Below are 20,053 nucleotides of genomic sequence, written 5' to 3' on the forward strand. Positions count from 1 at the left end.
TCTCTGCCACAAAATCATAATTGACTCAATTTTAGAATTGGTTCAACTTTTCTTCCAACAAGCCAGCAAGGCAGGGAGAACACTCGATGACCGTCAATGCCCGGACTCCGCTTTCCATCCTGAAGTCTCATCTTTCAGCCGCCTGCGCGGCCGCGGCGCTGCTGCTCGCTATGGGCGGCGCCCAGGCCGCCGAGCTCAACGCGCTGATCTGGTGCGACCATTCCGATCCGGCGCTGCTGCAGCCCTTCGAGGAGGCCAACAACATCAAGGTCAACGTCAAGGAATTCGAGGGCACCGGCGCCGGTCTCGCCATCGTCGACCAGTCGCAGCCGGGCGACTGGGACGTGATGGTGATCGATTCCATCGACGTGCCGCGCGGCGTCGAGAAAGGCCTGTTCGAGCCGCTGCCCGAGGACAAATTGCCCTTCGCCGACCTTTTTCCGGAAGTAAGGATGGACAAGTCCACCGTTGTCGACGGCAAGCGCTACGGCATCACCGAAAAGTTCGGCTACAACACGATCGGCTTCAACAAGACCAAGGTCGATCCGGCCGACATGCAGTCGCTGGCCTCGCTCACCAGCGACAAGTACAACGGAAAAGTCGCGATCTACGACTATTACCTGCCGGTGATCGGCATGGCGGCGCTCGCCATCGGCAAGAAGACTGCCGAGATCACCGAAGCCGACCTGCCGGCGCTCAAGGCCGAGCTTCTCAAGATGAAGGCCAACGCCAAGCTGGTCGGCGAAGTCACCGCCAGCCAGACCGCCTTAGCCACCGGCGAAGTCGACATCCTGGTCGGCGGCGGCGAATGGGTGACGGCGGGGCTCGCCAAGGAAAACCCGGCGCTCGACTTCTCGATCCCGAAGGAGGGTGCTGTGCTGTGGTCGCAGTCGCTCGCCATGTTCAAGGATTCCAAGAACAAGGACATGGCGCTGAAGTTCATCCAGTACATCATGAGCCCGGAAGGCCAGGCGCGGCTTGCGACCTCGTCCTGCTATTGGGGCATGCCGTCCAACACCAAGGCGGCGCTGACCGAGGAACAGAAGAAGATCCTGCGCTTCGACGAGCAGCCGGGCTTCCTCGCCCGCGCCCAGGCTTATCCGGCGCCGAACGCCGATCTCGACAAGAAGATGCAGGACATGTGGACCGAGATGCTGCAGGCGCAGTAAATCGGCCGATGGCATCCGCGGGAAACAATTCGAGTGCCCTGCCCTGGGCGCTGGTCACGCCGGCGCTGGCATGGACGCTTCTGTTCTTTGTGCTGCCCTTCATCGCCATGGGGTTTTCCAGCCTCACTGCGCATGAAGGACGCGGCTTCACTTTAGCCAATTACAGTCAGTTCTTCACGGACCCGTCCTACTGGCGGGCGATGGTGAACTCGCTGGAAGTGACGGCGATCGTCACCGTGATCTCGATCCTGCTTGCTTATCCCTTTGCCTGGATCCTGGCGGAACAAGTCCCGGAGCGCTGGCAACGGCTGGCGCTGATGCTGGCCGTGCTGCCGTTCTGGACCTCCTATGTCGTGCGCTCCTATTCCTGGCTGCTGGTGCTGGCGCAGAACGGCGTCATCAACCGGGCACTGACCGGCATCGGCCTCGTCGGCGAGCCGCTGCAGCTTGCCAATACGCGCTTCGCTACGGTCACCGGCTTCGTGCATTTCTTCGTCATGCTTCTGACGCTGACGATCTTCGCCAATTTGAAGCAGCTCAGCCCGAGCTACCGCAAGGCCGCCGCGGACCTCGGCGCCGGGCCGGTGCGCACCTTCGTGCATGTCGTGCTGCCGCTCACCTTGCCCGGCATCATGGTCGGCACCTTCCTGACTTTCGTGCTCTGCATCGGCGACTACATCACGCCGCAGATACTCGGCGGCAACAACGAGCTGCTCATGCCGCAGCTCGTGATGATGCAGATCGGCCGCCGCGGCGATTTCCCGCTGGCTTCCGCGCTGTCGATCATCCTGATGGCCGTCGTCACCATCGCCTATCTCGCCTGCGCGCGCTGGCTGAAGATCGAGCGGGCGTGACGATGCGCGCCGCCGTCCGCTTCGCCGCCTGGGTCTACGCCATCGCCGTCTACGGCTTCATCTTCCTGCCGGTGGTCGTGCTGGTGCTGTTTTCGCTGCAGGCGACGTCGTTTCCGATCCCGCCCTTCACCGGCCCGTCACTGCGCTGGTACCAGGCGGTGCTGTCCGATGCGCGGCTCACCTCGGCATTGGTCAATTCGCTGCTGGTGGCGGTGCTCTCCTCGCTTGCTTCGGTCACGCTAGGCTTTCTCTCCGCCTGGGGTTTCGCCCGCTTCGTGCTGCCGGGCTCGGCCATCCTGCGCGGCCTGATCACTCTGCCGCTGACCGTCAGCTACCTCATCATCGGCATGGGCTTGCTGGTGCTGTTCAACTGGGCTGGCGTGCCGAAATCGCTGCTTGCGGCCGGCATCGGCCATGTCGTGATCAACCTGCCGCTCTGCTTCGCCATCATCTACAGTCAGATGGGCGATCACCAGATCAACATCGAGCGCGCCGCGCGCGACCTCGGCGCCGCCGAATGGAAGGTGCTGCTCATGATCACCGTGCCGGTCATGGCGCCGGCGATCTTCGCAGGCTTCTTCCTGTCGATGACCTTCTCCTGGGACGAGTTCGTGATCTCCTTCCTGCTCACCCGTTTCGAGACGACGCTGCCCGTGGAAATCTGGAACCTGCTGCGCTCCGGCCTCAATCCCAAGACCAATGCCGTCGGCTCGCTGGTCTTTGCCGTCTCCATCGTTCTGGTGGTGTTTTTCGAGCTGACGCTGTTGCGGAGAAAGCCGGCATGAGCGCGCCCTTGGTCGATATCCGCAACGTCTCGCATCGCTTCGGCCAGCTACCGGTGCTGAAGAACGTCTCGCTGGCGATCGAGCCCGGCAGCTATACGATCCTGCTCGGCCCGTCCGGTTCCGGCAAGACGACGCTGCTTTCGATCCTCGGCGGCTTCGTCACGCCGAGCGAAGGCAAGGTCTTCATCCGCGGCGCGGATTGCACCGCGGTGCCGCCGGCCAAACGCCCGACGACCACCGTCTTCCAGGACTACGCGCTGTTTCCGCATATGAGCGTCGGCGGCAATGTCGGCTTCGGGCTGCGCATGCAGGGCGTCGATGGCGCGGCCCGGGCGGCCAAGGCGCGCGAGGCACTTGCGCTTGTCGGGTTGGCGGCCGCCTTCGACAAGAAGCCGCATCAGCTTTCCGGTGGCCAGCGCCAGCGCGTGGCGCTCGCCCGCGCGCTGGTCGTCGAACCAGCGGTGCTTCTGCTCGACGAGCCGCTCGGCGCGCTCGATCTCAAGCTGCGCCGGCAGATGCAGGACGAGTTGAAGGCGATCCAGAAGCGCGTCGGCACCGCCTTCATCCATGTCACGCACGACCAGGAAGAAGCGATGGCGCTGGCCGACCATTGCGTGGTGATGAATGACGGACGCATCGAGGACGAAGGTCCGCCAGAGCGGGTCTATGCGCGGCCGGCGACGCGCTTTTCCGCTACCTTCATGGGCGAGAGCACGATCCTTGCCGGCACAGTCACCGAGGCGGGGAACGGGACCGTCACGGTCTCCACGGCGGTGGGGCCGATTTCACTGCCAGGTGCCCCGCCTGCCGGCGCCCCGGTCGCGCTCGCCATTCGGCCCGAGCACCTGGTTCTCGGCGAAGTAAAAAGCGATGTCGCGCTGGGCACGGCCAAGGTCGGCGATGTCGTCTTCCAGGGCAGCTTCAAGCGCGTGCTGGCCACCTCGATGCAGGACCCGGCATTGCAGTTCATCGCCAAGGCTCCCGCTTCCGCCACCGTTCAGGCAGGCGACACGATCCCGGTTTCATGCAACGCTCAAGACATCATCCTGCTGGCGGACTGATCCATGGGTATGCTTCCGGTCATCGAGGCTCCGGACTGGTACGAAACCATCCGCATGGGCGACGGCGTCACGCTCATCCATGAGCCGTGGATAAAGCCGTTCTTCCGCTGCAACATGTGGCATGTGCGCGGGCGCGACCGCGATCTGTTGTTCGATACCGGCCTTGGCCATTTCAGCCTACGGCGCTATGTGCCGCTGGTGAGCGAGCGCGGGCTTACCTGCGTCGCCAGCCACACGCATTTCGACCATATCGGCTGCCATCACGAATTTCCCGACCGCTGCGTGCATTCGGCCGAGGCCCAAATCCTTGCCGATCCGCGCAACGAATGGACGGTCGCCGACCGTTACGCCAATGAGGAGATGTTCGACGGCGCGCCGGCGGGCTGGGACACGGCGCGCTATCGCATCCTGCCCGCGCCGGCCGACCGCCTGCTCGGGCATGGCGACGTCATCGATCTCGGCGACCGCGCCTTCGAGGTCATCCACACGCCTGGACATTCGCCCGGCGGCATCGCGTTTTACGAGAAAAGGACCGGCATCCTGCTGTCGGGCGACATCGTCTATGACGGGCCGCTGATCGACGACGTCTATCATTCCGATATCGAGGACTATGTCGGGACGCTGCTCGCCATGCGCGACCTCGACGTCTCGGTCGTGCATGGCGGCCATTTTCCGAGCTTCGGCAAGGTGCGCTATCGGCAACTCATCGACGAATATGTCGCGGGAAAGCGAAAGCCCGGCTGTCACCTGCAGGGTGGTTGAGCGAGCAGAAAAGCGCGGCCTACAGCGCCCTTTGCGGGCAAGGTGTTCCCGTGGCGTCGCCACAACGGGATGCCGTCGGCTGCGGCCGCTGGCTCATCTCTTCGGAATGACGCACCAGTTCAGCGAACATGAGCGCGAAACTTCCCATCATCAGGAAGACTATGATCAGACGCGTTACCGGCAATAGACAGGTCTCTCGACTGGCCAGCCCCCGCCAACCCATCCACTGTCGGCTAACATGATCGATCCGGCTTTACGAGTGTTTAAGCTCCGTCTTAACCATAGCAGCCATCACATTCATGTCGCGGCTGTCACGAAGCGCGATTGTCAGGTGTGACCCGCCCACCAGCGCAGCGCCCTTCACAGATGTGGGTGGCGCATGCTACGCCGTCGCCGGCGCGGCCCCGCAGACGGTCGCCCTCCGGGAGCCATGAGCAAAGCCTCCAACCGTTTCGCCTTCGTCTCTTCCGATACCGACGACGCCCGCGCGGCGCTGGAAAGCCTGTCCGCGCGCTATGGGCAGGTGCCTGTCGCGGAGGCCGAGATCGTCATTGCGCTCGGCGGCGACGGCTTTCTCCTGCAGACGCTGCGCGAGACGATGAGCACGGGCAAGAAGGTCTACGGCATGCACCGTGGCACCATCGGCTTTCTGATGAACGAATATCGCGCCGGTGGCCTCGAGGAACGCATCGCCAACGCGGTCGCCGAGACGATCCGGCCGCTCGAAATGGTCGCGGTGACGCATGACGGCGAAACCGTTTCGGCGCCGGCCATCAACGAGGTGGCGCTGTGGCGCCAGTCCTACCAGACGGCGAAGATCCGCATCACCGTCGATGGCCAGGTGCGGCTGGAGGAGCTCAACTGCGACGGCGTGATGATCGCGACGCCCGCCGGCTCCACCGCCTACAATCTATCGGCACATGGACCTATCCTGCCGCTCGATGCGCCGCTTCTGGCGCTGACGCCAGTGAGTCCTTTCCGACCGCGCCGCTGGCGTGGGGCGCTGCTGTCCAACAAGGCGACCATACGCTTCGACATCCTGGAAGCCGAAAAGCGCCCGGTGAATGCCGCGGCCGATCATACCGAGGTCAAGGCGGTGGCCTCCGTCACCGTGCGGGAATCGCCGACGGCGACGGCAACTTTGCTGTTCGATCCGAACCATTCATGGAACGAACGCATCCTTGCCGAGCAGTTCCGCTACTGAGCCGGCGCAACGATACTGTTTCGATTAAGCGTCGCGATTAAGGTTACGTCTTCACAATCGCTGTATTTCGGTCCGTTTCTGTTGACAAATCGAGGGCTTGCGCCTAACTGCAACACCGATCTTGCAGGCGCGCGGCGCCTGTCGCGGCTGCTGTGTCGCGATTTTCCCAACCAACAAAGACAACAAACACTTGTCCTCAGACACCACGATCGCTCAAGAAGCGTTGACATTCTCAGACCTCGGCCTGTCGCCGAAGGTGCTCTCCGCAGTCACCGATGCCGGCTACACCAAGCCGACGCCGATCCAGGCCGGCGCCATCCCGCATGCGCTGCTCGGCAAGGACGTGCTGGGTATCGCCCAGACCGGCACCGGCAAGACCGCTTCCTTCGTGCTGCCGATGCTGACGCGCCTGGAAAAGGGCCGGGCGCGAGCCCGCATGCCGCGCACGCTGATCCTCGAACCGACCCGTGAGCTGGCCGCGCAGGTCGAGGAAAACTTCATCAAATACGGCAAGAACCATAAGCTCAACATCGCGCTTCTGATCGGCGGCGTCTCATTCGACGAGCAGGACAAGAAGCTCGAGCGCGGCGCCGACGTGCTGATAGCCACGCCCGGCCGCCTGCTCGACCACCGCGAGCGCGGCAAGCTCCTTCTCAACGGCGTCGAGATTCTCGTCATCGACGAGGCCGACCGGATGCTCGACATGGGCTTCATTCCCGACATCGAGCGCATCTGCGAGATGATCCCGTTCACGCGCCAGACGCTGTTCTTCTCGGCGACGATGCCGCCAGAGATCACCAAGCTCACCGAAAAATTCCTGCACGCGCCGGTCCGCGTCGAGGTTTCCAAGGCCGCATCCGCTGCAACCAACATCATCCAGCGGCTGGTCAAGTCGGGCTCAAAACCCTGGGACAAGCGCGAGACGCTGCGCAATCTCATGAAGGCCGAAGACGCCGAGCTGAAGAATGCCATTATCTTCTGCAACCGCAAGATCGAGGTGTCGGAGCTGTTCCGCTCGCTGCTGAAGCATGATTTCGACGCCGGGGCGTTGCATGGCGACATGGACCAGCGGGCGCGCATGCAGATGCTGGCCAATTTCCGCGACGGCAAGCTGCGCTATCTCGTCGCTTCCGATGTCGCCGCGCGAGGCCTCGACATTCCCGATGTCAGCCATGTCTTCAATTACGACGTGCCGATCCATGCCGAGGACTATGTCCATCGTATCGGCCGCACCGGCCGAGCCGGGCGCTCGGGCAAGTCGTTCACCATCGCGACCAAGTCCGACACCAAATATATCGACGCCATCGAGCGCCTGATCGGCACCAAGATCGAGTGGCATGACGGCGATCTGTCGACCGTCGTCGCCAGCGAAGCCGAGGACGAGGCGCCGCGCCGTGGCCGCGGCGCGCCGCGGCGTGCCGGCCGCAAGGACGAGGACCGCAAGGACGATCGCAAGGACCGCGGCGAGCGCAAGAAGGACCGTCACGCCAAGCGCGACGAGACGCCCGATACGGCACGCGAGGAACAGCCTGTCGCCGAAGTGGCCGATATCGCCGAACGCCGCGCCCGCAAGGACGCGATCCGTTCCGAGAACGAGCGCAAGGGCCCGGGCAACCGTCACGAGCAGCGCGGCGACGCCCGTCCGCAGCGCGACCGCCCCGGCCGCCACCGTCAGGAAGAAGACGACGCAACCGTCGGCTTCGGTGACGACGTGCCGGCCTTCATGCGGATCGTCGCGAAGGTCTGAAGTCGATGCCAGCATAGCCTGGAATGAAAGCGGCCCCGTAAACGGGGCCGTTTCTTTTCTGCTTCGCCCTAAAGCGCGTCGCGATCTTTCAGATTCGCTCCATGCGCTTTAGTTATTGATTCTATGCATGTCTTTGTCCCGAAACCGGTTCCCACTTTCGGGAGACATGCATTAGGCAATCCAGCCAAAGGCGATGCCTACATCGGTCCCGGCATCATCTTGGTCGGCTTCTCCAGCATGGGGAAATCGGCCTTGCTGCATTTCACGTTCGGGTTCGTTGGGGTGAACATGCCGTTCGGATTGTCCCTGAACAGCCATGCATGCAGGTCGTAGTGGACGAACTCCCTCGGAATGAGCGGATAGTGCCCTTCCATCGGCCCCATGAATTTTTGGCCCAACAATGTCGGTGCCGCCTTGGTGTCCGGTGTCAGCGGCACCAGCCATTCCACGCCGACCAGCTTCAAGCCCTTCTTCGTCGGCTCGTAGATCAGGACATTGGGCTTCATCGGATCGAGCGGCTTGCCGATACTCGGGACGTTGACGAAATGGATGCCCATGGCGCCCTTCGGATAGTACATCGCGCCGTCTATCTTCTCGCCGCTATAGTGGACGCAGCCGACGGTCGACAAATAGAGGTCGCGGACAGCGGCCGTGTAATCTTCATACTTGGCCAGCGATTTCTTCAAGGCTTCGATGTCGGCCTTGTTGGCGTCTTCGGCCCGGGCGACCCCGAACGATGTGCCGATAAGACACGCCAAAGCGAGAACGCCGCAGCGCCCCAAGCGAGCTGTTCTTGTCATTCATTCCTCCCAGATTCCCTTGATCTGGCCGTGCAAGACCGGGGCGGTAGATGTTGATTGCGCGGCCAATTGACCGCCCCATCCCCTCTGGAACAGCAGGATGGTAGTCCTTTCCTCGGCTCTGGAAAAGTATCAATTAGAAAAAGCTAATGTCCTAAGACCTTCGACCCCATCTTTGGACCCTTTCAAACAAAAACGGCCCCGAACGGGGCCGTTTGCCTTGATGGAGTTGCGCCTCCACGCGCCGTTTTCTCTCAGGTGAGCGGCGACAGCTGGATTTCGACGCGCCGGTTCTGCTCGCGGCCGGCGGCGGTCGCATTGGATGCGATCGGGCGGGTCTTGCCGAAGCCGGTGACGGCGAAGCGGCGCTGATCGACGCCCTGGCCGGACAGGTAATTTGCGACGGCAAGCGCGCGACGCTGCGACAGATCGAAATTGTGCTGGTCGCCGCCGGTCGAATCGGTGTGGCCGAAAACGTCCACCGTGGTCTGGCGGAACTTCTTCAGCACCAGCGCTACCGAATTCAGCACCGGATAGAAGCCCGGCTTCACCGCGTCCTGGTCGACATTGAAGGTGATGTCGGACGGCATGTTGAGGATGATCTGGTCGCCGCTGCGGGTGACGCTGACGCCGGTGCCCTGCAGCTGACGGCGAAGCTCCGCCTCGTTCTGGTCCATCGTCGCGCCGATCGCGCCGCCTGCGAGCGCGCCGATGCCTGCACCGATCAGGGCGTTGCGGCGGTCATTGCCGCCGGCCAGCAGACCGAGGCTGGCGCCTGCCAGCGCGCCGAGGCCGGCGCCGGCTGCCGTATTGGAGATCTTCTGATCGCCGGTATACGGATCGGTGGTGGTGCAGGCGCTCACCAATAGAGCCGTCGCAACGGCGACGAGCACAGTCTTCTTCATGAGATTGGTCCCTCTCCAATTCGCGGCCTTTGCGACCGCGCCAAATCAGCCCTTCCGCAGCCTTGTAGCATGAAATGCGGCGAAAAACGGAACGGGGATACGGCCGGCAAAGTCTGGCGGTCGTTCCCGCTTCGCGTCTACCACAAATTCTTGCCGTCGATGACCACCACCTCGACCTTATCCAGGTCGAAATCGTCGAACAGGCGCGAATTGACGCTGATCTTCGGGTTGTCGAAGTCCGGCTTTCCGGTCGACCAATCAGGCGTTTCGGTGAAGGTGCCGCAGCCGCAGGTGGCGCAGAACCCGTGCTTTACGGTCTTCGAGCCCCAGCGATAGAAGGAGACGTTCTCCGACGGGCTCGTGAGCTTGAATTGCGACGGCACATAATACGCCCATAGCGACCCGCGCTTCGAGCAGAACGAGCATGTGCATTGCGTCACCGTCCGCGGCGCCTCGGCAACCTCGAAGGTTGTCGCCTTGCAATGGCAGCTTCCCTTGATGGTCATGGACTCACCTCTCCCTTGTCCGCCACGCGCTTTCTTTCACGCAATTCCGAACGGAAAACCTGGAATTGCTCCGTGGCAAGGCAACATAAAGAAGCCGTCCTGACAACTGTCTGTCAGCAGGGTATGCAGCATTCTGCTGCCGTGGATCGAGGCCCGCGTCTTGCCTTCCGCGGCAGGTCCAAAGCCCTAGTAAGAGGGTGGCGGCACGAACAGGCAGATGGTCTTGCCGGCGTCGAGCCCGGCCTGATGCGCGCACCAGTGGTACTCGCCGTCGGGCGAATTCTTGACCCGCTTGTCGGCGTAAGCCACCACCTCGCCCGTGCCTTTTATGACATAGCCCTCGGGCCGCTCGCTGATCGACGACTGCGGCACCTCCTTGCAATCGAAGTTGGCACAACAGGCAAAGGGGTATTTCCAGCCTTGCGGCATGGCCGCCGTGGGCTGGGCGTCGTGCGCGATGGCCGGCGGCGCCAGCACCGAGATGGCTCCAACAGCGAACAGGGAAAACAAAAGTCGGCCAGCCGGTCGAACGGCTTGGGCCGATCTTGATATGGCAGCAGACATCGAAACGTTCCTTTCGAGCATCAAGCGTTTTCGCTTGCCCGTTCCCGGAACGTATCTTCCCAGTGGCCGGATCGTCGGTCGCAGATATGCCGCACCCGGCCATAAATGCTTTTATCCCACAGCCCGAATGCTGAGCTGATTCCATAGCCAGCGCAAGAAGTGGGCGCGCCGTGGCGGCGCGCCGGGCTTCAAGCCTCGGCGACGGAAAGATGCGCAGACTTGGCTGGTAAGAACCAGACGACCGACCTGCGCCCAGGGTGCCTAAGAACGAAGTTCCGCTGACGGAGGTTCCGGCCTTCAGCCGTCGACATGTTCACGATATTGCGGCAGATCGTCTGTAATCGTGAACCACGGCGCCTTTGAACCGACTAAGATATGTGCGCTCGGGCGAATGCCTGGATCGTCCATCAACGTCCCCATGGCGACATGGACGTAGGCGCCATCACGCACCAATGAATAGACGAGCGAGCCACATCGGCCGCAATGCGCGTCGTGGCCGCTCACGTCGCCGAAGATCAGTAGTTCGTCCTCGCTCGTGACGAGACGGAACTTTTCGCGCTCGATTCCGGCGAAGGGTTTGAACGCCGACCCCGTGGTGCGCCGGCAGTTCGAGCAATGGCAGTTGGCCGCGTAAGAGAACTCGTCCGCCACCTCGTAGCGGGCGGCGCCGCAAAAGCATTTTCCGGTAAGTGTGCGCGTCACCGGCTCCTCCGTCGTGTAGCGCCGGGACTCCTAATCGAGGTCCGCCACCGCTTCGCCGGCGCCGCCCTCGATGCGATGCGAGAGCGAGGCTTCCATGAACTCGTCGAGATCGCCATCGAGCACGCTCGACGGCGAGGTGCTTTCGACGCCGGTGCGCAGATCCTTCACGAGCTGATAGGGCTGCAGCACGTAGGAGCGGATCTGGTGGCCCCAGCCGATATCGCTCTTCGACGCCTCGGTGGCGTTGGCGACCGCCTCGCGCTTCTTCAGCTCTTCCTCGTAAAGCCGCGAGCGCAGCATTTCCCAGGCCTTGGCGCGGTTCTTGTGCTGCGAGCGCTCGGCCTGGCAGGCGACCGCGATACCGGTCGCCAAATGGGTGATGCGCACCGCCGAGTCGGTGGTGTTGACGTGCTGGCCGCCCGAACCCGAGGAACGATAGGTGTCGATGCGCACATCGGATTCGGAAACGTCGATTTCTATCTTGTCGTCGACGACAGGATAGACCCAGATACTGGAGAACGACGTGTGGCGGCGTGCATTGCTGTCATAGGGCGAGATGCGAACCAGGCGGTGGACGCCGGACTCTGTCTTCAGCCAGCCATAGGCGTTGTGGCCCTTGATCAGCACGGTGGCGGACTTGATGCCCGCCTCTTCTCCGTCATGGATTTCCAGCACCTCGACCTTGAAGCGGCGGCGCTCAGCCCAGCGCGTGTACATGCGCAGGAGCATCGAGGCCCAGTCCTGGCTCTCGGTGCCGCCGGCGCCGGCATGGATTTCGAGATAGCTGTCGTTGGCGTCGGCCTCGCCCGAGAGCAGCGTCTCGACCTGGCGGGCCTTCGCCTCGCCCTGCATCGAACGCAGCGCCGCCTCCGCTTCCGCGATAATGCCGTCGTCGCCCTCTTCCTCGCCGAGCTCGATCAGGCCGATATTGTCTTCCAGCGCCTGCGTCATCCCCTTGACGGCGGCGATGCCGTCCTCGAGCTCCTGGCGCTCCCGCATCAGCTTCTGCGCTTCGATCGGATCATTCCAGAGGCTGGAATCCTCGGCGCGCGAATTCAGGTATTCAAGCCGCTTTACAGCCTGATCCCAGTCAAAGATGCCTCCTCAGCAGGGTTATCGCCTGCCTGATCTCGTCTACAATGTTGAGCGTTTCCGCGCGCATGGCTCTTCGTTCGGTCCTGTTCTTTTCGGTCTTTTCGGAATAGGCGCGATACATAGGCACGGCATCGCCGCCTGTAAAGCGAAATGGGCCGGCTCAACCGTGACCGAAAAGTGGAAACCGGTTTTCGGAAAAGGTCACGGTCTAGGAATAAGTCGCCGGCCCATTTCGAGAATTCAGGAGGTCAGTAGAGGCCGCCGCCGCCGTCCTGGATGGCCTGGTTGGCCTGCGGCGACAGCCCCGCGCCGGAACCGTTGGAGCCATCGGCGCCCATGCCGATCACCCAGTAGCTGTCGGCCGGACCGGTGCCGGGCTTGAACGCCTCGATGATGGTGTTCGGATCGCCTTCGGCGGCACGCATGCCGGTCTTGCGGTTGATTGCGATCAGCTTCATGCCATCGGGAACCTGGAAGTCGGTGTTCGGCTTGCCGTCGAGCGCAACGCGCATGAAGTCCTTGAATATCGGGGCTGCCAAGCCGCCGCCAGTGGCACCATGGCCAAGGCCGCGCGGCGTGTCGTAGCCCATATAGAGGCCGACGACGAGGTTCGGGGTGAAGCCGATGAACCAGGCATCCTTCTCGTCATTGGTCGTGCCGGTCTTGCCGGCGATGTGGCGGCCGAGCTCGCCGATGGTGGCGCCGGTGCCGCGCTGCACCACGCCCTCCATCATCGAGGTGATCTGGTAGGCGGTCATCGGGTCGAGCACCTGCTCGGAATTGTCGACCAGCTCCGGCTCCGGCTGGTTCTTCCAGTCGGCGGCGTTGCAGCCTTCGCAGCCGCGGTCGTCCTGCTTGAACACCGTCTTGCCGTAGCGGTCCTGGATGCGGTCGATCAGCGACGGTTTGATCGATTTGCCGCCATTGGCCATGATCGAATAGGCCGACACCATGCGCATGACGGTCGTCTCGCCGGAGCCCAGCGCCATCGGCAGATAGGGCGCCAGATGATCGTAGACGCCGAAGCGCTCGGCATATTCCACGACCAGTTTCATGCCCATGTCGTTGGCGAGCCGCACGGTCATCAGATTGCGCGACTTCTCGATGCCGGAGCGCAAGGTGGCCGGACCGGCGACCGTGCCGTCATAGTTCTTCGGCGTCCAGGTGGTGTTGCCGCTCTGGATGGTGATCGGGCCGTCCATGATCACCGAGGCCGGCGTATAGCCATTGTCGAGCGCCGCCGAATAGACGATCGGCTTGAACGAGGAACCGGGCTGGCGCATCGCCTGGGTGGCGCGGTTGAATTCCGACTGCGCGTAGGAGAAGCCGCCGACCATGGCGAGCACGCGGCCGGTGTGCGGATCCATGGCGACGAGGCCGCCCTCGACCTCCGGCACCTGGCGCAGCATGTAGGTGTTGTCGGAGCCGTCATTCTTCTGCACGAAGACCACATCGCCTGGCTCCAGCACTTCCGCCGGCGACTTCGCCCTGACGGACTTGCCGTTGACGAAGTGGCGCATGGCGAAGCCCATGTCCTCCTTGCTGACGGTGCCCTGGACACGTTCCTTGACCAGATCGCCGGAAATCTGCCGCGTCGGCTGGATGCCGATGGTCAGCCCGGTTGCCGAGCTGTCGAGCACGACGGCCAGCGTCCATTCCGGCACGTCCTCGAGGCCCTTCACATTGCCGAGCGGCACGCCCCAGTCGCCGGAGACGTCGATATGCGTCACCGGACCGCGATAGCCGCGCAGCATGTCGTATTTGAGCAGGCCGTTCTGCATCGCCTTGCGGGCGATAAGCTGGACCTTCGGATCGAGCGTGGTGCGCACCGACAGGCCGCCTTCGTAAAGCGCGTTCTCGCCGTAGCGCGCGATGATCTGGCGGCGGACTTCCTCGGTGAAGTACTCGCCGGCAAACAGGTAGGAACCGTTGCGGCGCGGCGTCACGCCGAGCGGTTCGGCCTTGGCCTTGTCGCCCTCCTCGCGGGTGACGTAGCCATTCTCGACCATCTGGTCGATGACCCAGTTGCGGCGCTCCAGGGCACGGTCGGCGTGCTTGAAGGGGTGATAGTTGTTCGGGCCTTTCGGCAACGAGGCGAGATAAGCGGCTTCCGCGACAGTCAGCTCGTTGACGGACTTGTCGAAATAGGTGAGCGCGGCGCCCGCGACGCCATAGGCGCCAAAGCCGAAGAAGATTTCGTTGAGATAGAGTTCGAGGATGCGGTCCTTCGAATAGGCCTGCTCGATGCGGAAGGCCAGAATCATCTCCTTGATCTTGCGCTCATAGGTCTGATCGGAAGAGAGCAGGAAGTTCTTCGCCACCTGCTGCGTGATAGTCGAGGCGCCGACCTGCCGCCGGCCGGAACCGAGATTCTGCAGGTTGACGATGACGGCGCGGCCAAGGCCGGTGATGTCGATGCCGGGATGGTTGTAGAAGTTCTTGTCCTCGGCAGACATGAAAGCGGCCTTGACGCGGTCCGGGATGGCCTGGATCGGCAGATAGAGACGCCGCTCGCGCGCATATTCAGCCATCAGCGCGCCGTCGGAGGCGTGGATGCGCGTCGTCACCGGCGGTTCGTATTTGGCCAGAACCTCGTAGTCGGGCAGGTCCTTGGTCAGATGGCTGATGTAGATGGCAAGACCGGCCGCCACCAGCAGCGCCAGCGTCGTGCCGATGCCAAAGAAATAGCCGATGAGACGAATCATGCCCGCTCCAGTCCGAGGTTCGGGAATTTCCTAAACGAAGCCGACAGTCGCGCAAGCTTCCCGGGGCGGTCCCAATCCGCAATCGAAAAACCCATGTCGCGGCCATGTGGACAAAATACGGCAGCGCGAAATTTGAGGACTCGGTTGCCGAATAATAACGCCGGGTGTTGTCGTCATGCAACGCTGCTTGTGGTTGCAGACGTCCGGCGGTTGCAGGCAGGTGCGGCGGGTCAGCCGCCCGTCGCGGTTCCGGCCTTGGCGGCGGCAAACAGGGCAACCGCGTTGGTTATGCTTTGCGCCGCCTTGCCGCGCCAGTCGGCGTTCAGCAGTTGCGCCTCGTCCTTGTTGTTGGAGAGGTAGCCGAGCTCGACCAGGACGGATGGCACGTCCGGAGCCTTGAGCACCCTGAAGCCGGCCGAACGCTGCGGATTGTTGATCAGGCCGACGCTCGTCGACAGCTGACCGACCAGCGTGTGGGCGAAGCTCATAGAGAAACCATGGGTCTCACGGCGGATCAGGTCGATCAGGATGTCAGTGACTTCCTTGTTGTCGTCCTCGATCTTCAGTCCGGCGAACTGGTCGGACAGGTTCTCTCGATCGGCGAGCGCCTGGGCCTCCGGATCGGAAGCCTTGTCCGAAAGCGTGTAGACCGTGGCGCCGCGAAGACCTTTGACGGCGATCGTATCGGCATGGATGGAGATCAAAAGATCGGCCTCGTGCTGGCGCGCGATGCGCACGCGTTCGTCGAGCGCCAGGTACACGTCGTCGTCGCGTGTCATGTAGACATCGTATTTGCCGACCGCGGCCAGCTTGTCGCGCAGTTCCTTTGCAAAAGCGAGCGTGACGTCCTTCTCGACCGTGCCGGCGGAGCTTTCGGCGCCGCCATCGACGCCGCCATGACCGGGATCGATAACCACCGTGAAGTGATGGCCGGGCGCCGAGACCGGTCCGGTGCCGACCCGCTCGCCCTTTTCGGTCGAAACCGTCGAACCGGTCGTCAGCGACTGGTTGGCGAGAGCTTCGTCGAACTCCCTCTCGGAGGCAGCCGACATATCGATGGCGATGCGATAGCCGCTGCCGTCGTCGTTCTTGAGCACGTCGAGCTTGTCGACGGCGAAAGGGCCTTTGCCGGTGAGGATCAGGCGCGAGCCATGTCCCTGATCGCCGTAGCGAACGGCCCGCACAAGGCCGCGCGGCTTCACATCCTTGGCGTCGAGCCCGAATCGCGTGCGCGGCAGATCGACGACCAGGCGATTGGGGCCGCGCAGCAGGAACCATTTGACGTCCGGCTCGCGGTCGAAATTCACGACGATGCGCATCTTTGTGGCGTCGCCGGCCATCTTGTAGCCGGTCGCGCCAAGCAGAGTGTCGGCACGCGCGGCGGCTGTAAGGCAGAACAACAGCGCCAGCAGCAAGGCAGTCCAGGCCACGCGCAGGAAATGCCCAGCGGCCCCACCCCTCTTGTCTGCGGCGCCCGCCGGTCCCATCTCTTATCCGTCGCTCCCGGTTTGACGCATTGCGCCCGGTTTTCTCGCACAGTGCCTGTCAGGCCGCCAACTCGATTAACGATTGGTATTCAGAGAAGGTTAACCAAGCCTTTCATGGAGCGGGAAGAAGGCACCTTCCCCGGGGGAAGCGCTTTTTGCCGGCATCCGAAATCGGGGTTGCCTTCCATCCCGCCAAATCATAAAAGCGACGTTGGATCACTGCAATCCTGGAACCGCTCGCCTCAGCAGTTTCCTGCCAAAGGTTGGATGCAAAGGCGGCTCCTTTACCCTTCCAGGCTCGGGTGGTCGCGACGATTTTCGCAGGCGTGCCCTCGTGGCGGGGGAATCGCTTGCGTGAGGAAAACGGCCGGGTTGGTCCCGCGCCGGCTCTTTATGAGCAAACAAGCTGGTCCGGCTTAGCCCGGGCTTTGGTTCAAAAGGTTCTGCCGGGTGCCGATGGCTTCAAGCGCAATCATGGAAAGGTCCGCATCAAACCGCGCCGTAATGGCTGCGGGCGGCACCGCCATTGCGCTCAAGCGGCGGCCGGCGGACATTCAATTATCCGGCATGCACACAGATACAGGCGCACAGCGGCGGGCATTGCCACGCCAGCTGCCGCTGTCGGCTGCCGGCAGGAAACAAAATAATGCCCAACAAAATGCTGATAGACGCCTCCCACCCGGAGGAAACACGCGTTGTTGTCGTTCGCGGTAACCGCATCGAAGAATTCGACTTTGAATCCCAGGACAAGAAGCAGCTCAAAGGAAACATCTACCTCGCCCGCGTAACCCGCGTCGAACCTTCCCTCCAGGCAGCCTTTGTCGAATATGGCGGCAACCGTCACGGTTTTCTCGCCTTCAGCGAAATTCATCCCGATTATTACCAGATCCCGGTCGCCGACCGTCAGGCCCTGCTGCGCGCCGAAGCGCAGGAGGCCGAAGACGAAGACGACGAGGAGGCCGAGAACGGCGAAGAGCAGCAGGCGCGCGATCGCGGCGGCCGGCGCAACCGGCGTCGTGGCGGCAAGAGCCGCGACCGCGGCGAACACAAGCACGCTTCCTCTGAGAACGAGGAAAGCACGGTCGAGACTATAGCCGTTGACGAAACCGCCGCCGAGGTTGCCGGGGGCGAGGAAGCCGGCGGCGAGACCGATACCCCGGCAGAAAATGCCGGAACAGCCTCCGAGGCCGTCGAGGCCGTATCGGAAACGGCTGAAGAACCTGCCGCCGAGGCTGGCGGAGATGACACCACGGACGATGAGGATGGCAAGCCATCCGAAGGTGGCCCGACCTCGATTGCCGCCAGCATCGAAGCAGATGTGATTTCCGAGGCGGTCCCGCAGGCGGATCAGCCCGAGCAGAGCGGCGAAGCCGCCGCCAGCGACGATGATCGCGGCATGCTGGAGGACGTCTCGGCCTCGCACTCGGACGAGCACGAGGTCGAATCGGTCGGCGCCGAGGACGCGCTCGAGGAAATCCGCAACCGCCGCAAGCCGGTGCGTCGCCAGTACAAGATCCAGGAAGTCATCAAGCGCCGCCAGATCCTTTTGGTGCAGGTGGTCAAGGAAGAGCGCGGCAACAAGGGCGCGGCGCTCACCACCTATCTGTCGCTTGCCGGCCGCTATTCGGTGCTGATGCCGAACACGGCGCGCGGCGGCGGCATCTCGCGCAAGATCACCAACGCCCAGGACCGCAAGCGGCTGAAGGAGGTCGTGACCGATCTCGACGTGCCGCAGGGCATGGGCGTCATCCTGCGCACTGCCGGCGAAAGCCGCACCAAGGCGGAAATCAAGCGCGACTACGAATATCTGATGCGGCTTTGGGAAAACGTCCGCAACCTGACGCTGCAGTCCTCGGCCCCTGCCCTGGTCTATGAGGAAGGCAGCCTGATCAAGCGTTCGGTGCGCGACCTCTACAACAAGGACATCGACGAGATCCTGGTCTCCGGCGAAGACGGCTACCGCGAGGCCAAGGATTTCATGCGCATGCTGATGCCGAGCCACGCCAAGGTGGTTCAGCCATTCCGCGACACCACGCCTATCTTCGTGCGCAACGGCATCGAGGCGCAGCTCGACCGCATGCTGCAGCCGCAGGTGACGCTGAAGAGCGGTGGCTACATCATCATCAACCAGACCGAGGCGCTGGTTTCGATCGACGTCAACTCCGGCCGCTCCACCAAGGAGCATTCGATCGAGGAGACCGCGCTCCACACCAATCTGGAGGCGGCAGAGGAAGTCGCGCGGCAGTTGCGATTGCGCGACCTTGCCGGTCTGATCGTCATCGACTTCATCGACATGGAGGAGAACCGCAACAACCGCTCCGTCGAGAAGCGGCTGAAGGATCACCTCAAGAACGACCGCGCCCGCATCCAGGTAGGCCGCATCTCACACTTCGGCCTGATGGAAATGTCGCGCCAGCGCATCCGCGCCAGCGTGCTGGAATCGACCATGAAGCCTTGCCCGCATTGCGGCGGCACGGGCCATGTGCGCTCCGATTCCTCCGTGGCGCTGATGGTCGTGCGGGCGATCGAGGAATTCCTGCTCAAGGATTCGCGCAGCCACATCGTCGTGCGCACGCCGTCGGCGACCGCGCTCTATGTGCTCAACCACAAGCGCGCCAACCTGGTGGAACTCGAAGCCCGCTTCGGCCTGACGATCACGATCGAGGCTGACGAGACGCTCGGCACTCAGCACTACGCGATCTTCCGCGGCGCCGTTGCGGAGAAGCCGGAAGGCTTTGTCGAGGTGCGCAGCCTGCCGGCCTATGTCGAGCCGGAAGAGCCCGAGGACGAGATCGTCGTCGAGGAAGAGGAAGATGAAGTCTCGGCCCAGGCCGAACAGCCGCGCCACGCGCAGCAGGGCCAGCACCAGCAGCGGTCCGAGGATGGCGAAGGCCGTGATCGCAAGCGTCGCAAGCGTCGGCGGCGGCGCGGCGGCAGGGATCGCGACCGCGAGCACAACGGGGACGTCGCGGCGGCGCCGATGGAAGCCGGCGAAGCCGATGATGATGATGCAACGGAAGAGACCGCCGAGGAGGTGATCGCCGGCGACGAGGCCGTGGCGGCCGCTGCCGACGACGGTTCCGGAAAGAAGCGCCGGCGCGGGAAGCGCGGTGGCAAGCGCAACCGCCGTGAGGACGAAGCTTCAGACGCCGTTGCCGGCGAAACTGTCGGCGATATCGAGGGTGAGTCGGTTGAAGGCCAGGACGCCGCAAGCGAGCCGGCAATCGCCGCTCCTGCGGAAGAACCTGCCGCTCCGGCGGCAGCTAATGACGATGCCGAGGCGGTCGAAAAGCCGAAGAAGCCCCGCCGTTCGAGGGCTAAGAAGGTGTCCGAGGAAGCCGCGGCCGAGACGGTGTCCGAACCTGTGGCTGAGGCCCAGGTCGCGCCCGTGGCTGCCGAGCCGGAGCCGACAGCTACCGCTCCCGCGGCCACCGAGGCCGAGCCTGCCACCAGCGCCCACCCGACGCGGCGCAAGCCGCAGTCGGTCGACGCGCCGGTCGTTCCCGTCGTGTCTTCGAAGGTGTCCGACGAGGCCAAGGCCGAAGACAAGCCGAAGCGCGCCGGCTGGTGGCAGCGCAAGGGCTTTTTCTAGACCTTTCAGATCGTTAGGCTGACCTTTTGAAACAATCCCGCGCCGCTCCGGCGCGGGATTTTTCATTTCGCCGAAAGGCTTTCCAACGCAGTTCCGGGTGGAAAAACGCCAGCGT

At 63.2% G+C, this 20,053-nt stretch carries 17 protein-coding genes; 8 read left to right on the forward strand and 9 right to left on the reverse strand.

What is annotated here, in order from left to right; genetic code table 11:
- Positions 1 to 86: 86 nt before the first annotated feature.
- The 7 genes from FJ956_RS19150 (at position 87) to FJ956_RS19185 (ending at position 7,582) form a co-directional block, all read left to right on the forward strand.
- Positions 87 to 1,169: a spermidine/putrescine ABC transporter substrate-binding protein gene (locus tag FJ956_RS19150; RefSeq protein ID WP_140678377.1), complete on the forward strand. Its 1,083-nt coding sequence runs from the start codon at positions 87 to 89 to the stop codon at positions 1,167 to 1,169.
- A gap of 8 nt (positions 1,170 to 1,177) precedes the next feature.
- On the forward strand, positions 1,178 to 2,023 hold the full coding sequence (locus FJ956_RS19155) for an ABC transporter permease (protein ID WP_140678379.1): 846 nt from the start codon (positions 1,178 to 1,180) through the stop codon (positions 2,021 to 2,023).
- Positions 2,024 to 2,025: 2 nt separating this feature from the next.
- Positions 2,026 to 2,808: an ABC transporter permease gene (locus FJ956_RS19160; RefSeq protein ID WP_140678381.1), complete on the forward strand. Its 783-nt coding sequence runs from the start codon at positions 2,026 to 2,028 to the stop codon at positions 2,806 to 2,808.
- Positions 2,805 to 3,869, forward strand: coding sequence for an ABC transporter ATP-binding protein (locus FJ956_RS19165; protein WP_140678383.1), 1,065 nt, complete (start codon positions 2,805 to 2,807; stop codon positions 3,867 to 3,869). The genes FJ956_RS19160 and FJ956_RS19165 overlap by 4 nt, the downstream gene beginning before the upstream one ends.
- Positions 3,870 to 3,872: 3 nt before the next feature.
- A complete protein-coding gene (locus FJ956_RS19170; RefSeq protein ID WP_140678385.1) occupies positions 3,873 to 4,631 on the forward strand; it encodes an MBL fold metallo-hydrolase in 759 nt (252 codons plus the stop codon).
- 430 nt (positions 4,632 to 5,061) lie between these two features.
- Positions 5,062 to 5,835, forward strand: a complete 774-nt coding sequence (locus FJ956_RS19180) for an NAD kinase (protein WP_140678387.1) — start codon at positions 5,062 to 5,064, stop codon at positions 5,833 to 5,835.
- Positions 5,836 to 6,025: 190 nt separating this feature from the next.
- Positions 6,026 to 7,582, forward strand: a complete 1,557-nt coding sequence (locus tag FJ956_RS19185) for a DEAD/DEAH box helicase (protein ID WP_181170227.1) — start codon at positions 6,026 to 6,028, stop codon at positions 7,580 to 7,582.
- 197 nt (positions 7,583 to 7,779) lie between these two features.
- On the opposite strand, the gene FJ956_RS19190 is transcribed toward FJ956_RS19185, so the two are convergent.
- The 9 genes from FJ956_RS19190 to FJ956_RS30535 form a co-directional block, all read right to left on the reverse strand.
- Positions 7,780 to 8,382: a hypothetical protein gene (locus tag FJ956_RS19190; RefSeq protein ID WP_140678393.1), complete on the reverse strand. Its 603-nt coding sequence runs from the start codon at positions 8,380 to 8,382 to the stop codon at positions 7,780 to 7,782.
- Positions 8,383 to 8,636: 254 nt separating this feature from the next.
- A complete protein-coding gene (locus FJ956_RS19195) occupies positions 8,637 to 9,287 on the reverse strand; it encodes an OmpA family protein (RefSeq protein ID WP_112099652.1) in 651 nt (216 codons plus the stop codon).
- A gap of 137 nt (positions 9,288 to 9,424) precedes the next feature.
- Positions 9,425 to 9,793 carry a GFA family protein gene (locus FJ956_RS19200; RefSeq protein WP_140678395.1) on the reverse strand — a complete coding sequence of 123 codons (369 nt, stop codon included), beginning with the start codon at positions 9,791 to 9,793 and terminating at the stop codon, positions 9,425 to 9,427.
- Between the two features lie 186 nt (positions 9,794 to 9,979).
- Positions 9,980 to 10,357 (reverse strand): hypothetical protein, encoded by a 378-nt coding sequence (locus tag FJ956_RS19205; protein WP_140678397.1) that lies wholly within the window; start codon positions 10,355 to 10,357, stop codon positions 9,980 to 9,982.
- Between the two features lie 297 nt (positions 10,358 to 10,654).
- On the reverse strand, positions 10,655 to 11,059 hold the full coding sequence (locus tag FJ956_RS19210; RefSeq protein ID WP_140678399.1) for a GFA family protein: 405 nt from the start codon (positions 11,057 to 11,059) through the stop codon (positions 10,655 to 10,657).
- A 30-nt stretch (positions 11,060 to 11,089) separates the two neighbouring features.
- A protein-coding gene (gene prfB / locus FJ956_RS19215; RefSeq protein ID WP_140678401.1) for a peptide chain release factor 2 occupies positions 11,090 to 12,221 on the reverse strand; the annotation gives its coding sequence in 2 pieces (ribosomal slippage) (positions 11,090 to 12,154 and positions 12,156 to 12,221; 1,131 coding nt in all).
- 181 nt (positions 12,222 to 12,402) lie between these two features.
- Entirely contained in the window at positions 12,403 to 14,859 is a 2,457-nt protein-coding gene (locus FJ956_RS19220) for a penicillin-binding protein 1A (RefSeq protein ID WP_140678403.1), read from the reverse strand.
- 230 nt (positions 14,860 to 15,089) lie between these two features.
- Entirely contained in the window at positions 15,090 to 16,289 is a 1,200-nt protein-coding gene (locus tag FJ956_RS19225) for an N-acetylmuramoyl-L-alanine amidase (protein ID WP_246672088.1), read from the reverse strand.
- A gap of 473 nt (positions 16,290 to 16,762) precedes the next feature.
- Positions 16,763 to 16,900, reverse strand: coding sequence for a hypothetical protein (locus FJ956_RS30535; RefSeq protein WP_176477023.1), 138 nt, complete (start codon positions 16,898 to 16,900; stop codon positions 16,763 to 16,765).
- A 92-nt stretch (positions 16,901 to 16,992) separates the two neighbouring features.
- On the opposite strand from FJ956_RS30535, the gene FJ956_RS19230 reads away from it, so the two are divergent.
- Positions 16,993 to 19,938, forward strand: a complete 2,946-nt coding sequence (locus FJ956_RS19230) for a ribonuclease E/G (protein ID WP_140678407.1) — start codon at positions 16,993 to 16,995, stop codon at positions 19,936 to 19,938.
- Positions 19,939 to 20,053 lie beyond the last annotated feature (115 nt).

Source organism: Mesorhizobium sp. B2-4-3, assembly GCF_006442815.1.
GTDB lineage: Bacteria > Pseudomonadota > Alphaproteobacteria > Rhizobiales > Rhizobiaceae > Mesorhizobium.

What these genes read in the sequence shown, in the direction of transcription:
- FJ956_RS19150 (WP_140678377.1), top strand. Translation starts at nt 87, where the DNA reads ATGACCGTCAATGCCCGGACTCCGCTTTCCATCCTGAAGTCTCATCTT.
- FJ956_RS19155 (WP_140678379.1), top strand. Translation starts at nt 1,178, where the DNA reads ATGGCATCCGCGGGAAACAATTCGAGTGCCCTGCCCTGGGCGCTGGTC.
- FJ956_RS19160 (WP_140678381.1), top strand. Translation starts at nt 2,026, where the DNA reads ATGCGCGCCGCCGTCCGCTTCGCCGCCTGGGTCTACGCCATCGCCGTC.
- FJ956_RS19165 (WP_140678383.1), top strand. Translation starts at nt 2,805, where the DNA reads ATGAGCGCGCCCTTGGTCGATATCCGCAACGTCTCGCATCGCTTCGGC.
- FJ956_RS19170 (WP_140678385.1), top strand. Translation starts at nt 3,873, where the DNA reads ATGGGTATGCTTCCGGTCATCGAGGCTCCGGACTGGTACGAAACCATC.
- FJ956_RS19180 (WP_140678387.1), top strand. Translation starts at nt 5,062, where the DNA reads ATGAGCAAAGCCTCCAACCGTTTCGCCTTCGTCTCTTCCGATACCGAC.
- FJ956_RS19190 (WP_140678393.1), bottom strand. Translation starts at nt 8,382, where the DNA reads ATGACAAGAACAGCTCGCTTGGGGCGCTGCGGCGTTCTCGCTTTGGCG.
- FJ956_RS19195 (WP_112099652.1), bottom strand. Translation starts at nt 9,287, where the DNA reads ATGAAGAAGACTGTGCTCGTCGCCGTTGCGACGGCTCTATTGGTGAGC.
- FJ956_RS19200 (WP_140678395.1), bottom strand. Translation starts at nt 9,793, where the DNA reads ATGACCATCAAGGGAAGCTGCCATTGCAAGGCGACAACCTTCGAGGTT.
- FJ956_RS19205 (WP_140678397.1), bottom strand. Translation starts at nt 10,357, where the DNA reads ATGTCTGCTGCCATATCAAGATCGGCCCAAGCCGTTCGACCGGCTGGC.
- FJ956_RS19220 (WP_140678403.1), bottom strand. Translation starts at nt 14,859, where the DNA reads ATGATTCGTCTCATCGGCTATTTCTTTGGCATCGGCACGACGCTGGCG.
- FJ956_RS30535 (WP_176477023.1), bottom strand. Translation starts at nt 16,900, where the DNA reads ATGTCCGCCGGCCGCCGCTTGAGCGCAATGGCGGTGCCGCCCGCAGCC.
- FJ956_RS19230 (WP_140678407.1), top strand. Translation starts at nt 16,993, where the DNA reads ATGCCCAACAAAATGCTGATAGACGCCTCCCACCCGGAGGAAACACGC.